Genomic DNA, 13,281 nt, shown 5'->3' with positions numbered 1-13,281 from the left:
CGACCTCAGTCGCTGCGTCCAGAAGGTTCGGGACGACGCAAACCACCCCGTCAGCCGCAAACCACACGGGAGTCACCGCGCCGGCCACAGCCACCCTGACGTCCGGAGCCAGCCGGCCGACGGCTGCGACGCGCACATCAGCCGCCACGACGACGGTCACGACGTCGGGCGTGGTCAGGCCCACCCTGACGTTCCCCAACCGAACCGTCCGCTTCGAGAGGCCATTCCGCGTCCGTCTGCAAGCGACGGCCAACCCGCCCGCACCTGTTGTCTTCCGCGCGCTCGTCGGCGACGAACGGGGCATCAATGATGCGCAGTGCCGCGTCCAGGGCGACCGCCTCCTCATCGGCGACCCGCCGTCGCTGAGGGCCGCCTGTGTGGTCGAGGCCAGCATCCCGCCCGCACCGGGGCGCGTTCCCCCGCCGCCGGTGACGTCAGTGGTGACGATCGACTTCCCGCGGTTCAACGTGTCCGTCCCGCCCGTTCCTCCAGTCGAATGGGGCCGCTCCGGCGGTGAGGTCGAGGTCGGTATCCGGGAGGACTCTGGGGATGCCTACGGCATGTGGGTCAGTACGACAGAAGGGGACTGCACCGCTGGCGAGCCTTCCCCCCGCTACCCGGCACGTCCGCCCACGACCGCCTACACCGTGGTGATCGCCTTGCCCGATCCACGTGGCACCGCCTACACGTGCACGTTCATGGCCTGGGCGGTGCCGCAGGACATAGCGGGCGGTGTGGCCAATCGCGAGTTCTCGGTCAGAGTCACGCCCTAGGTCCGCGACGCAGCGTTCACGGGGAGCTGCATCCACCAAGCCGTCGCCATCGATTCGGGATACACGCCATCGATCGTGGTGCTAGCGTGAAAAGAGGGACCTGTGGTGGTCCAACGGAGTCTTGAACGCCGTCGAGCTCTGAGAGCAGCGTCGGCATCGGTGTCGGTCTCGGACCATCTCGTCCCCGTCTCCGACACGCCTTGTCTGTCACGCGAGGCTGAGAGACACGATGCGCTTGGAAGCAGCCAAGGCCCTGGTCCCATTCACCGTGGCCGGACTCTTGCTCGTCGGCTGCGGCGCGCAGTCCAAGGCACCTGACTCGGCGACCCCACCGGGCGTGGCTGGCGGCCGCGGGACCACGACGGCGCAGACCGTACCGACCGTGGAGGCAACCACATCCCGGACGGTGGGCCCTGCGGAGCGGACGACCCGGCCGACCACGGGAACCTCGCAGCCATCGACGCCATCACGCGAAGCCACGACTGCTCGTGTCCTCAAGCCGAAACTGACCTTCACCGACAGGACAGTCCGGTTCGAGAGGCCCTTCCGGCTGAAGCTTCGAGCGACCACGAGACCCTCCGCACCTGTCGTCTACCGCGTTGTTGCCGACGATCCGCGCGACTCCAGCAACGGTAAGTGCCGGGTTCAGGGCGACCGCCTGACGATCGACGATGTCCCGAGCCTCTCGGCCGCCTGCGTCGTCGAGGCGCGAGTGCCCCCGGCCTCGAATGTCGTCGCGCCACCTCCCGTTCGTGCCGTCATCACGATCACACCTCCACCCGTGCAGATCTCCGTGCCGGAGCGTGTGGTGAACTGGGCTGACGCTTCCGGCGGCGCAGTCAAGATCCGCATCCTGGAGAACTCCGGGGATGCCTACGGCATGGGAGTCAGCTCCAACACGTCGCAGTGCACCGTTCCAGAAGGGGATGCGGTCTCACCCGCGTACCCGGCCAAGGCGGGCGTCACCGCGTACGTCGCAACAGTTGAGGTGCAGGACCCGCAGGGTGCTCAGTACCAGTGCGAGCTCGTGGCCACCCCTCTGCCACAGGACATCTTCCACGACGTGGAGGGCTTCTCGTTCACCATCACAGTTCGGCCGTAAGCCGCCGTGACTGGCATCTTCATCAGCTACAGCCACCGTGACCTGGAGGCTGCGCTGACCCTCGAAGCCGGCCTCGAACGCGCCGGCTACCACGTCTTCCGCGACCACGACCGCGAGAGCGGCATCCCCGCCGGATCGCGATGGGCCCAGGAGCTCTTTGCCCAGCTCGACAGGGCGCAGGTCGTCGTCTTCCTGGCCAGCGACGACTCGCTCGCGTCCCAGTGGTGCCACACGGAGGTGGCGGTCGCCGTCGCACGCGGCCGTCCCGTCGTCCAGGTGGCGGCACCCCGAGAATCGCGCGGCGGTCCCCGAGACCCCATCCCGATCCACCCGCTCCTGCGCGAACAGCAGGCCCTGCCCGATGCACCGACGATGGAAGCCGCGGTCGAGATCCTTGTCCAGGACCTGACCCGTCTGGGGTTGGGTCCCGGTAACCCCTTCTCGTGGGACCCCGACCGGTCGCCCTACCCCGGGCTCATCCGGCTGGGAGCGGACCACGCCTCCGTGCTCTTCGGCCGGGAGGCCGAGATCGGCACGGTCCTCGACCGGCTCGCCGCGCTGCGCGCGCCCGGACTGCTCGTGGTCGGGCCGTCTGGATGCGGCAAGTCCTCCATGGTGCGGGCCGGGGTGCTCCCACGGCTGGCCCACCGCCCGGATGCACCACGCGTCCTGCCGCCCGTCGATCCGGGCCGCCATCCCCTGCGCCAAGTGGCCGCGGCCCTCGTCAACGCCGGCTCGTCGGTCGACATCGCGCGCCTCGTCGACGACGAACGAGGAATCGGGGAGGCGATGGCCGTCCTGGCCGCCAAGGGTGCCCCGGTGGTCCTCTGCATCGACCAGGCCGAGGAGCTGCTCAACCCGGAGGCTGCCGAGGAGACAGCCGCGCTGACTCGACGCCTTGCTGGGCTTGGCCCTGAAGTCTCCCGGGTCGTCGTCGTCCTGCGCAGTGCCTCGCTCGACCAGTGGCTGAGCGACGACGCCCTGGCGGCATTCACCGGGACCGATCCTGTCTGGGTCAGGCCACTCGATCGATCGGCTCTCCGACAGGTGATCCTCGGACCGGCACGTCTCGCCGGGATCTCGGTGGAACCGCCCGAGCTCGTCGAGCAGCTGCTCGACGACACGGGTGGCGGACAGGCCCTGCCGCTCCTCGCGGCGCTCCTCGAGGAGCTCACCGAGGGGCACACCCGGCTGAAGCCCGCGGTGATCAGCGCCGATCGCTATGCCACGATCGGGCCGGTCGGGCGAGTGATCGAGCGGCGCGCTGCTGACGTCACGCGACAGCTGGAGGGCGAGCGGGGAGTGTCCGAAGATGCCGTCGTGCGCGCGTACCTGCGGTTGGCCGACGTCCAACCGAACGGCACCGTCACCCGTGGCGAGCTCGAGGTCGCGGCGCTGAGCGGCGACGATGCTCCGATCTACGAGGCCCTGGAGAAGTATCGACTGGTGACCCGGGACCGGCGCGCGGCGGCGGATGGAACCGACGCCGTCGACGTCGTCACCGCGGTGCATGAGGAGGTCTTCCGGTCCTGGCCGCAGGTGGCCAGGGGCCTGGCCGAGCAGCGGCAGGACCTTCAGACGCGGACCTGGCTGCGGCGCGACGCACACGAGTGGCTCGCCTCCGGGGGCGGGACGGTCTCGTTGACCGGTGGCCGGCTCGCGCAGGCCGAGGAGTGGCTGCGACGGCAGGCGGCGGATGACGCCACCGTGGATCCGCAGGTCGTGGAGTACGTCAATGCAGGGACGCGGCTGCGCCGCCGACGCCTGCTCTTGACGTGGGCCACACCAGCCCTGGCCGCCGGCCTCGTGCTGCTCTCGGTCATCGCAGTGCTGCTCGTCCGGCAGGTCGGCATTGCACGCGATGCGACGTCGGCAACCGAGGCGCTTCGACTGGTGGGCGAGGCACGGGCCGCCTCCCCTGTTCGCCCCGACCTCTCCCTGCTGCTCGCCCTCGAAGGCGCCGCTCGCTCGCGAGACGCGCAGGTGCAGATCGCTCCCTTCGTGGCACTGACCCGCGGCCCAGCACCGAGTCGGTACGACCAGGTCGTGCAGGCCGCCTCGGCGGGTGCGATCTCCGCCGATGGAAGTCGTGCAGTCGTCACCACCGCCGATGGTGTCGTCGAGTGGGAACGGGGCGCCTCCGGGAACGATGCCCCACATGGCGCGGCCACCGCCGTGGCGTTGTCCTCCGACGGTCAGGTCGTCGCCCTCGCCACCGCTTCCGACGGCAAGACCGGCACCGACCAAGCCGCCGTCTCGGTGCAAGGCTGGCGAGCGAGCACCGCCTCCATCGTGTGTCGCGTCGGCGGTGGTCCCATCGAGCGGCTGGGTCTGGACGAGCGAGGCGAGCAGCTCGTCGTCGTCACGACCGACCGCTCGAAGTCCCCCGCTGCGAGCACGGTCCGGGTGCTGTCCGCGAGCACGTGCGCATCCGTGCTCGAGCGGCGGGTGAACGGGCTGGTCAAGGACGTCGTCCAGGACCGTGAGCACGACAGCGTCGCGCTGGCAGTCGACGGACCAGCAGAGCGCGGAGTCGTCGTGTGGCCGCTGTCGGACGGGCAGCCCGCAACGCCGTTGGCGGGCGCCCCTCCGGTCGCCACGGCCGTGGCCGTGAACGGCAGCGAGCTGGGGGCTCTTGACGAGTCGGGCGCGCTCTCGGTCTGGTCCCTGGACACCCCCGACGTGGAGCCCGTCAGCGTGCCGGCGCTGACCACGGTCGGAGCTGCGCTCGAGGGTCTGAAGAACTCCGTGCTCGAGAACGAGACCGGAGCGCCCCGGCCACGATGGCTCGCGATCGGTGTGGACGGCAGCATGCGCGTCGTAGACGTCGCGCACCAGGCCGACACTGCCACATCCGCTTTCGCAGGTCCCCCGCTGCTGAACCTTCCGCCCTTGGGGACACGCAGCGCCGGTACCGCGCTCGACGTCCACGCCGACGCTGGCGGCGCGGTCGTGTTGGACGACGCCGGCCGGCTCATCCGGTGGCGGCTCGACGCGCCGACGGCGTTCGGCGACCCCACTCCCGCCACGAGGTTCGAAGCGGTGGCGACTGACGGAACCAGCGTTCTCGCGGCCGGCCCCCGTGGCGTCTGGCACCTGCCCCTCACTGAGGACGCGAAAGGAGCCGTCCTGCTCGACGTCGACGCGACCTCCGTCGCGGTCCGCGGCGGCAGTGCGGTCGTGGGCACCCGTGAGGGCGATGTCATTCGCCTGCCGGCGATCGTCCAGAGCGGCGGAGCCTCGCCGGAGATGATTCGGGGGCTGGACGGTCCGGTGGCCGGGGTGGCTCTGCTCCGGGACGGCGCGACGGCCGCGGTGTCCCAGGGCGGGCGGCTCATCGTCGTCGACCCACGTGCGACGAGCCCGAAGCTTCGCCTCGAGCTGAAGGCGACGGTGACCGCCATGACGAGCGCCGGAACGCGGTTGTTCATCACCGCACGCGATGGCCGTCTGCTCGTGGTCGACCTCGCGACGGCAGGGTCACCGCAGGTGCACGGCTACCAGGCGCACTCCAGCGGCGCCACCGCGGTGGCGGTGAGCGCCGACGGGCGGATGCTTGCCACGGGCGGCGACGACCGCCAGATCGCGCTCTGGGGCGTCGACTCGTCGATGCCGCGGCTGGCGCGGCTGCTGGGCCACACCGACATGGTGACGGCCCTGGCGTTCAGCCCCGATGGCACACGACTGGCGTCCGCGGGGCAGGACCTGACCGTGCGGTTCTGGGACGTCGAAAGGCGGGAGCAGCTGGGCGAGCCGGTTCAGCTCGCCCGGAACCCCGCGCTTGCCTTCGTGCCCGGCTCGTCGCGGCTCGCCGTTGCGGGAGCCGGGTTGACGTTGTGGCCGATGGACTCTGCGGCGTGGCGGCGGGCGGCCTGCGATGTGCTCGGCGAGCGCCGCCTGAGCCAGACCGAGATCGACCAGTACCTTCGCGGGTCCGCGCCCACCGCGCTGTGCTGAGCGGACCAGTCTGTTGTCACAACGACATTCGGCCGTATGCCGCTGAGCTCACTCCCCCGCGACCGCGCGCTACCGCGCGTGCCCGGGCCCAAGGCGAGTGCCCGGGCCGGGCGGAGCGGGAGGGCTGGAAGGCGACGTCGAGCGGGGGCGAGCTCAGCGGCATACGACATCGTCTTTGGTGATCAGCGGCGCTCGTAGGTCATCTGGAGACCCTCGGCGTCGGAGAACGAAGCGGTGTCGCTCGTGCAGCTGTACTGTGCGGTCGGACTGAAGGTGGCCGGCCGCCGCACGTCCGCGACACCGCCAACCGTGAGGACGTAGGTCGCCCCGTTCGACACGAGCTTCTCGGTCACGGCGCCGTCCTCGCGCACGCCCAACCTGGACTGCGTCGTGCCGCTGAACTGGGCGAACATCTCGCGGGCTGCTGAGGTGAGGTGGAGCGGTTCGGAGTCGGCGTAGTCGAGGGTCGTCGTGCCGTCCGTCTCGATGGTCAACACGGCGCCGGTCAAGCCGGAGAGCTGTGCCACCTCGCCCGAGTCAAAGGTCTGGAAACCACTCGCGCCGGTGCTGACCCAGGCACCCACGAGGCACTCGTCACCGATCGCAACCGGCACAATGGTCGTCGTCGGCCCGGGGGGCGGAGGTGTGGGGGTCTCATCCCTGTTCATGACTGCCAGGGCGACACCACCACCGAGCATGAGCAGTGCCGCGAGACCGACCACGAGCGGAGCCCTCGATCGCCGTGGCTTCGACGGCGCCGAGTACTCGGGGATCGGGCGGGTCTCGGTCGTCACTCCGGCGGTGCCTCGGCCCTTCCCTGACGGGTCTCGGTTGCCGGCAGTCGAAGCAGGCGTGCCCGCCTGGTCTGTCGGCGCGGACTCCCCTGGCGCGGTTGACAGTGGCGCCGTCGTGGGGGGCTCCCACCGCTGCTGCTCGATGCCCTCGCGATAGGCAGCCTCGAGCTCGCGTGCGGGTCCCGCGTAGAGGTCCTCCCGGGTTCGGAGCCGACTCATGAGCTGGATCACCGCGTCGCGCTCGCGGGGTCGCTCGAGGCCACTCCTCAGCTTGCGGACCACGGCGTACTGCTCGTCCAGCGTCATGTCCGGTTGTTGAATGCTCTCGCCGAGTCCGGAGAGGTAGGACACCGGGACTGGGGGCGCTTCCGGCAGGGGCGTGGGCAACGGCTCGGGATCCGGCAGACCGGACAGTGCCGCCATGAGGTCGAACGCTGCCTGGTCGTTGCCGGTGGTGAAGTCGACGAGCTGAACCCGGGCCAGCTCACCGGGCAGCAGGTCGGGGTTCACCGGATCGATCATCACTGGAACGACGGGTTTGCCAACGGCTCTGGCGTACCGGAACTCGAGCAGACACGCGGTCGAGTCGAGCACGGCCGGGGAGAGGGCCACGATCACCGCATCGGCCGCGCGGATCTGGCTGAGCACCTCGTCCCACCACTGTTGGCCGCCCTCGAGCTGCTCGTCCATCCACACGTGGTGGTGGAGCCGATCGAGGCCACGCAGCAGGTGTGCCAGTCGATCCTTGTCGGTGCGGCTGTACGAAAGGAAGAAGTTCCGCATGACGAGTCACCCCCAAGGGACTCCACTGATCTGTCCAACGTACGCCCGACGCCGTCCAGCGTGCGGTGGTTTCGCAAGGTACGTCCGTTCCTGACGACCTTGGCGAGACGCGAAGACCTCAGTGGGTCGGCGGCTGCAGCGCGGCGGACACAGCAGCACCAACCCCGCGGGGGTCAGCAACGTCCACATAGGTAACGAGTCCCGATCGCACGATCTGATGCGCTCTCGGGTCAGACGGCTCGCCGCGGATGGCGGTCGCGATCTCGTCAGCGGCTCGGCCCGAGCCGCGGATCACGAGGAGCGGGCGCCCGGCCTCGACACTCAGGGCGGCATCCCGGTAGGCGATGTCACCGCCGTTGACCAGGAGCGTGAGGGATGGGGCTGTCCCGGCGAGGTCCGAGGCCGTGGCGCTGATCCACGACGACTCGTCACCCCACTGATCCCCCGGCACGAGCACGAAGTGGGTGTGATAAGGCTCCAGGTTCGCCTTGTTCGCGTTAGTGGCGTCGCTCGCGTTGGTGGCGTCGTTGGGGTCGCTGGCGGCGCCCGGGAGGCACACGGTGCCTTCGGCTGCCACGCCGACAAGGGGGAAGGATGCTGACCTGGCCTCGCGCGCGGCGCCGAGCAGGCGCATCACCCCGGCATCGGTGCCCCCATCGACCGCCACGGCGCCCACCTTCTCGATGGCCGGCGCCAGCCCGTCCGTGAACAGCGGGGTCAGGCGACGGAGCTCCGCGGCGTCCATCCTGCCCGCCCCTCCGACGACGACGAGAACCGGGCCCGGCGACGGCAGACCGGCCGCCTCCAGCGCCAGCGCCAAGGTGTCACGGGTCACAACGTGCACGTGGATCGCCCCGCGGTCGTCGACACGGATCTGGTTGGCGTTCATCGCTGGCCCCTTTGTCGTGCAGTGATGGCCGCTCCCCGTCAGGACACTTGGACCGGCGTCACCCCGGTCGCACCACTGTGTGGCCAGTTTCCTCTCTTGCGCGACGCATCGAGGGACTTGTGCGCTTTTGGCTGCCGCTGAGGGTGATGCTCCCTACGCTTGGAAGCGTGGGCGCGCCGCTGACGGCGTGGGTTCTACGGTCCGGAATGCGATGGGGCGAAGACGCATGAACGACGGCGAGCGGTTCGACGGCAACTCTGACGCGACGGAGCAGGATGCCCCGGTCATCGTGACCGTGCTCCACGGGGGTTTCGACCGTGCCAGCTACGCACTCATCGTCCCCGTCTACTCCGACGAGGAGATGTCGGGCGCGGAGCGGTTCCTCGACCGGCAGTTCGGTCAGCTGCTCGGCGAATGGCGCGATCTGGGCCGTTATCCAGGAGCGCTCGGATCGTCGGTGTTCGTCGAGCCCGATGTGGACGTCAAGGACTGCGAGCCGCCGGGGGCCTACCTCGTGGGCGTCGGGTCGAGCCTGGCGCTCGACCGCCGGCGGCTGAGGTTCGCGGTGCGCACCGCCCTCATCGATCGATGCCTGCGGCTGTATCCACCGGTCCGACTGGACCTCGGCAGCAGCGCCGCCGACCAGCGGAATCCGGCGACGACACTCGTCGGAGTGTCAAGTGCACTTCTCGGCGTCCGCGATGACGACAGCCTCCGAGTGGACGACTCCGTCGCCGGCATCCTCGAGGCGGTCGATGACACCAACCGCGGTCTGGAACGCTTCGAGCAGGACCTTGGGATGGCCTGTCGCGTCCGCATCCGGTACATCGAGTTCGTTGAGCGCTATGCGGATCGAGCCAACCTCGCGGCCTCGGCCATCCGCCACATGCGGGCCGCCGGACAGGTCGCCACCCGGTTCGGGGGGTTGGGCGAGGTTGTCGTGCAGTCGGAGGACGGCGATGGGGCGCTGCCCATCGGCGCGAGCCTGTTGGAGCAGGACCGGCCGTGGCGACGGTTCCTCATCACAGAGCGTCAGACGAACGACCCACCGCCAGCGGACGCCTCGTCCCGCCCTCTCGTCGTCGAGGTCTCGGCCCTGGGCCGTGAGGCACGAGCCGACCGGGTGACACACCGGATCGATCGGGCTTCGCTCGACGCTCTGATGACGAGAGTGTCCAACAACCGCACCAACCACGCCGCGCTCGAGGCCCTGCGGGACCGGCTCGTGCCGTATGCCCTGAAGGCCGAGTTCCTCACGACGGCGGCGATCCAGATCGGCGTGGATGCCTCGACTGCAAACTATCCCTGGGAGCTGCTCACAGGCACGGCTGTGGCGAACCAAGGGGGTGAGCCCACGGGAACCGCTTCGGTGCTTCGGATGTTCACCGAGGGCAGCGAGCGCCGCCTCCATGTTGACCGGGCGACCGTGGACACGGCGCTGGTGATCGGCGCTGGAAATGTGGACCTGGAGGGCCTGCCGCCCATCCCGGGGGCGGTCGACGAAGCGGTCGCCGTCAGCAGGCTGCTCCAGGCGAAGGGCATCGCAACGGAGACGATGGTCGACACCGATGGACCGCTGGACGTCGCGGACCTGAACATCGCGCTGTGTGGAGACCACCAAGTGCTGCACATTGCCTCCCACGGCATCCACGTGGACGGCGACCGCGACGCGACGGGTGCCGTCCTCGCGAAGAACCTGCGCTTCACCGAGGACCTCATCGAGTCGCTGCCACGCGTCCCCGAGCTCGTCGTGGTCAACAGCTGCTACAACGCCCGCATTGGGCCCAAGCCCGGAGACCAGGCCTTCCAGACCGGCGCCGCCACCCCTCGGATGGCCGCCGGACTGGCCCGCGCGCTCATGGGGATCGGCGTGCGGGCAGTCGTGGCTGCGGGATGGCCCGTCAACGACACGGCCGCAATGGTGTTCGCCGTCACGCTTCACGAGCAGCTGACCGCGGGGCGTACGTACGGCGAAGCGGTCGCCCGGGCTCGCGCGGCCTGCGCCGATCTGAGCGGAACGTCCTGGGCGGCATACCAGTGCTATGGCGATCCGACGTTCGTCCTCCGGGGACGCCCGCACGAGCCGATGCTCTCGAGCGTGCCGGTCAGCCTCTCGGACCTCAAGGGCCGGCTGGGGGCCCTGCGAACCCGCGCGGCTGACATCAGCCGCCCCAAGGGGAGCACCGGCTCCTCGACGCCAGGAGCACACGGCGACCGCCGCGAACAGCTGCGCAAGACCTTCGACCAGCTGTCCACCTGGGTCACGCAGACTGCGTACCCGAACAGGCAGGTGGCCGAGCTGCCGCCGGACGTCCGGCGCGAGCTGGCCATGACGGCCCGTCAGCTCGCGGACTTCGAGGCCGCTGCCGAGTGGTATGGAACCTTCGCAGTCCTGCCTGACGACGGGGGACCGGCACGTCCTGCCGGACCGCACGCGTCTGCTCTCGACCTGCAGCAAGCGGCCAACTGCCTGGCCAGGAGCGCGCAGAAGGAGGCCGGACTCGGGCGCGTGGCGGAGGCGCTGGCCCTGTTCCCGGAGGCAGAGGCGCTCGCGAAAGGCGCCATCGAGCTGCTCCAGCAGGACGAGGGGTGGTCGATTCTGGCCTCGGTGTACAAGAAGTGGGCCACCGTCGAACCGGAGCCGGCGCAACGGGACGCCCGCGTGGCCGCCGCTGTGGCTGCCTACGAACACCTCAGCAGCACCAAGCCAGATGACTACGGTGTGGAGAACCGTATTCAGTTCCTCGCCATCCGAGACCCGGACCGGGCGAACGAGCTGAACGAGATCGTTCATCGGGAAGGCACCGGAAGGCCTGGGCGGCCCCAGCCTGCTGCGCCGGCGCCCCAGCAGGTGGTCGACGCTGCGCCGCCGAGGACTGCGACGTTCTGGGAGCGCGCGGCGGCTGCCGACAGCGAGCTGAGTCGGCTCATGGTCGCGGACACCGGGGAGAAGAGAACGGCGGCCGCACGCAGCATGGTGCGCAAGTACGCCGACGCGTTCCGGCGCAGGTCGACGTACTCGGAGCGGTTCAGCTCGTGGGACCACCTCAAGGACCTGTGCGACGTCCTCAGTCAGGACGACCCCCGCAAGCCCTTGCTGGAGCATGCGCGGGCCGAGCTCGAGGACCTCATCGGCGTGGCTCCCGCTGACCCGTCGATCTCGCTGGGCGATACCTCAGTCGGTGACGAAACTGCAGGTGGCAGGCGGACACAGCGCGGCGAGGCATCAGTTGAGCTGCGGGCGTTCCCGGCGAGGTCCGGTGAGTGCCTCCTGCTTGAGTACACGGGTAACGACCGGGCGAAGCATCGGATCCTCGTCGACGGAGGTCTTGGATCTGCCTTTGATGACGGTGTCGGCACCGTGCTGGCTCCCGTCGGGTCGGTGTCCAGAGTGGATGTTGCCGTCGTCACCCACGTCGACCGCGATCACATCGAAGGCGTGCTGCGCGCACTCGAGGACAAGCGGCTCGATGCAGACGACTTCTGGTTCAACGGCCGTGCCCAGATCGCCGACCAGGGCCGGGATCACGATGCCAGGTCGGTCCAGCAGGGTGATGCCCTCAGCACACTGATCCCCGATGACCGCCGCAATCTCGTCGTCGAGGGGCGTGCCCTGCTCGTGCCCGGTGCCAGGCCACTGCGGATTCCCCTGCCCGGCGGGGCAACCGCGATCCTGCTGTCGCCCTCTGAGAAGCGGCTCCAGGCCCTTCTCAAGAAGTGGCCCCAGTCGCGGGGAGAGGTCGGCTCCGTCGATGAGCTCTTGAATGCGCTGCGGGATGAGGCCGTGCGCGGCCCCGGGGAGTTCGGGAAGGACCGGAGCACGGCCAACGGGTCGTCCATCGCGTTCCTGTTCGAGCACGACGGCGCATCGATTCTGTTCACGGCAGACGCGCTCGCCTCCGAGCTCGAGGGCTCCATCCGGGCGCTGCTCATCGAACGAGGTCAGCCGAAGCTCAAGGTGCAGCTGCTCAAGCTGCCCCACCATGGCAGCCGCCAGAACATCACGGACCAGCTGCTGGAGCTCATCGATCCCGAGCAGATTCTGGTCTGTACCGACGGTTCGCAGTTCAGCCACCCCGATGAGGATGCCCTCGAGAAGGTGCGCAGCGTGTATCCGAACGTGCCGATCCACTTCACCGACAGCACCGACCTCATCAGGAAGCGCGCTCACCAGGTCGACATGCAGGCTCCCTCCTCTACCCCCGTCGTCATCGCTCTCTGACCGCACTGACTCACTCGATCGAGGAACGCCATGGGCAAGAACATCGTCATCTGCCTGGACGGGACCAACAACCAGCTCAAGGCGGCCGTCAACACCAACGTCGTGCGCCTGTTCTCGATGCTCGATCTCAAGGACCCGGCGCGTCAGGTCGGCTACTACGACCCGGGGGTCGGCACCTTCAGCTCCCCGTCCGCGTGGACGCCCGTAGCGCGCACCATCTCCCGGTATGCCGGCCTGATGTTCGGAGCGGGCCTGCGGCAGAACCTGGGCGAGGCGTACTCGTACCTCATGGAAGCCTACGAGCCCGGTGACCGGATCTATGTCTTCGGGTTCAGCCGCGGTGCCTACACGGCGCGAGCACTGACCGGGATGCTCGACGTGTTCGGCATCTTCCGGCCCGGTTCAGGCAACCTCGTCCCCTATGCGGTCAACGCGTTCGCGCGGCAGCATGACCGGCCGCGCGACGACGAAGCTCAACGCGCGGCGAAGCGGGAGTTCTTCGAAGGGCTCAGGGTCTACGCCAAGACCCATGCCGTCGATCGCGAGGCCCACGTGGACGTGCATTTCGTGGGACTGTGGGACACAGTCAAGGCGGCTGGGACGATCGGACGTCAGCTGCGCTGGCCCTTCACCCGCCAGCTCCCGCACGCTCACACGATCCGTCACGCGGTGTCGATCGACGAGCAGCGTCGACCCTTCGCGGCCTATCTCGTGGAGACCCCCAACCCACGCCACCTCAAGGTGTGCCGCAGCCAGGACCT

7 protein-coding genes are annotated in these 13,281 nt (G+C 69.4%); 5 read left to right on the top strand and 2 right to left on the bottom strand.

The features are described from left to right. The first annotated feature begins 170 nt into the window (after positions 1-170). The 3 genes from ABF401_RS10840 (at position 171) to ABF401_RS10830 (ending at position 5,832) form a co-directional block, all read left to right on the top strand. Complete coding sequence (locus ABF401_RS10840; RefSeq protein ID WP_353509576.1) at positions 171-773, top strand: hypothetical protein; 603 nt, start codon at positions 171-173, stop codon at positions 771-773. 229 nt (positions 774-1,002) lie between these two features. Beyond that, the gene (locus tag ABF401_RS10835; protein WP_353509575.1) at positions 1,003-1,875 is read left to right on the top strand and encodes a hypothetical protein; all 873 of its coding nucleotides are present in this window, start codon (positions 1,003-1,005) and stop codon (positions 1,873-1,875) included. Positions 1,876-1,881: 6 nt separating this feature from the next. After that, complete coding sequence (locus tag ABF401_RS10830) at positions 1,882-5,832, top strand: nSTAND1 domain-containing NTPase (RefSeq protein WP_353509574.1); 3,951 nt, start codon at positions 1,882-1,884, stop codon at positions 5,830-5,832. 182 nt (positions 5,833-6,014) lie between these two features. Here ABF401_RS10830 and ABF401_RS10825 read toward each other — a convergent pair whose 3' ends face one another. Both ABF401_RS10825 and ABF401_RS10820 read right to left on the bottom strand, forming a co-directional pair. Further along, the gene (locus tag ABF401_RS10825) at positions 6,015-7,409 is read right to left on the bottom strand and encodes a toll/interleukin-1 receptor domain-containing protein (RefSeq protein ID WP_353509573.1); all 1,395 of its coding nucleotides are present in this window, start codon (positions 7,407-7,409) and stop codon (positions 6,015-6,017) included. A gap of 118 nt (positions 7,410-7,527) precedes the next feature. After that, on the bottom strand, positions 7,528-8,298 hold the full coding sequence (locus tag ABF401_RS10820) for a TRP family putative cation channel (RefSeq protein ID WP_353509572.1): 771 nt from the start codon (positions 8,296-8,298) through the stop codon (positions 7,528-7,530). A 211-nt stretch (positions 8,299-8,509) separates the two neighbouring features. Between ABF401_RS10820 and ABF401_RS10815 the strand changes: the two genes are divergently transcribed. Then, entirely contained in the window at positions 8,510-12,520 is a 4,011-nt protein-coding gene (locus ABF401_RS10815; protein ID WP_353509571.1) for a CHAT domain-containing protein, read from the top strand. A 30-nt stretch (positions 12,521-12,550) separates the two neighbouring features. Next, a partial coding sequence (locus tag ABF401_RS10810; protein WP_353509570.1) for a T6SS phospholipase effector Tle1-like catalytic domain-containing protein occupies positions 12,551-13,281 on the top strand: 731 nt, incomplete at its 3' end.

This window comes from Intrasporangium sp. (assembly GCF_040414665.1).
Classification (GTDB): domain Bacteria; phylum Actinomycetota; class Actinomycetes; order Actinomycetales; family Dermatophilaceae; genus Intrasporangium.
The sequence above is the reverse complement of the archived record's forward strand: the minus strand, read 5'-3'. Positions and strand labels throughout refer to the sequence as shown.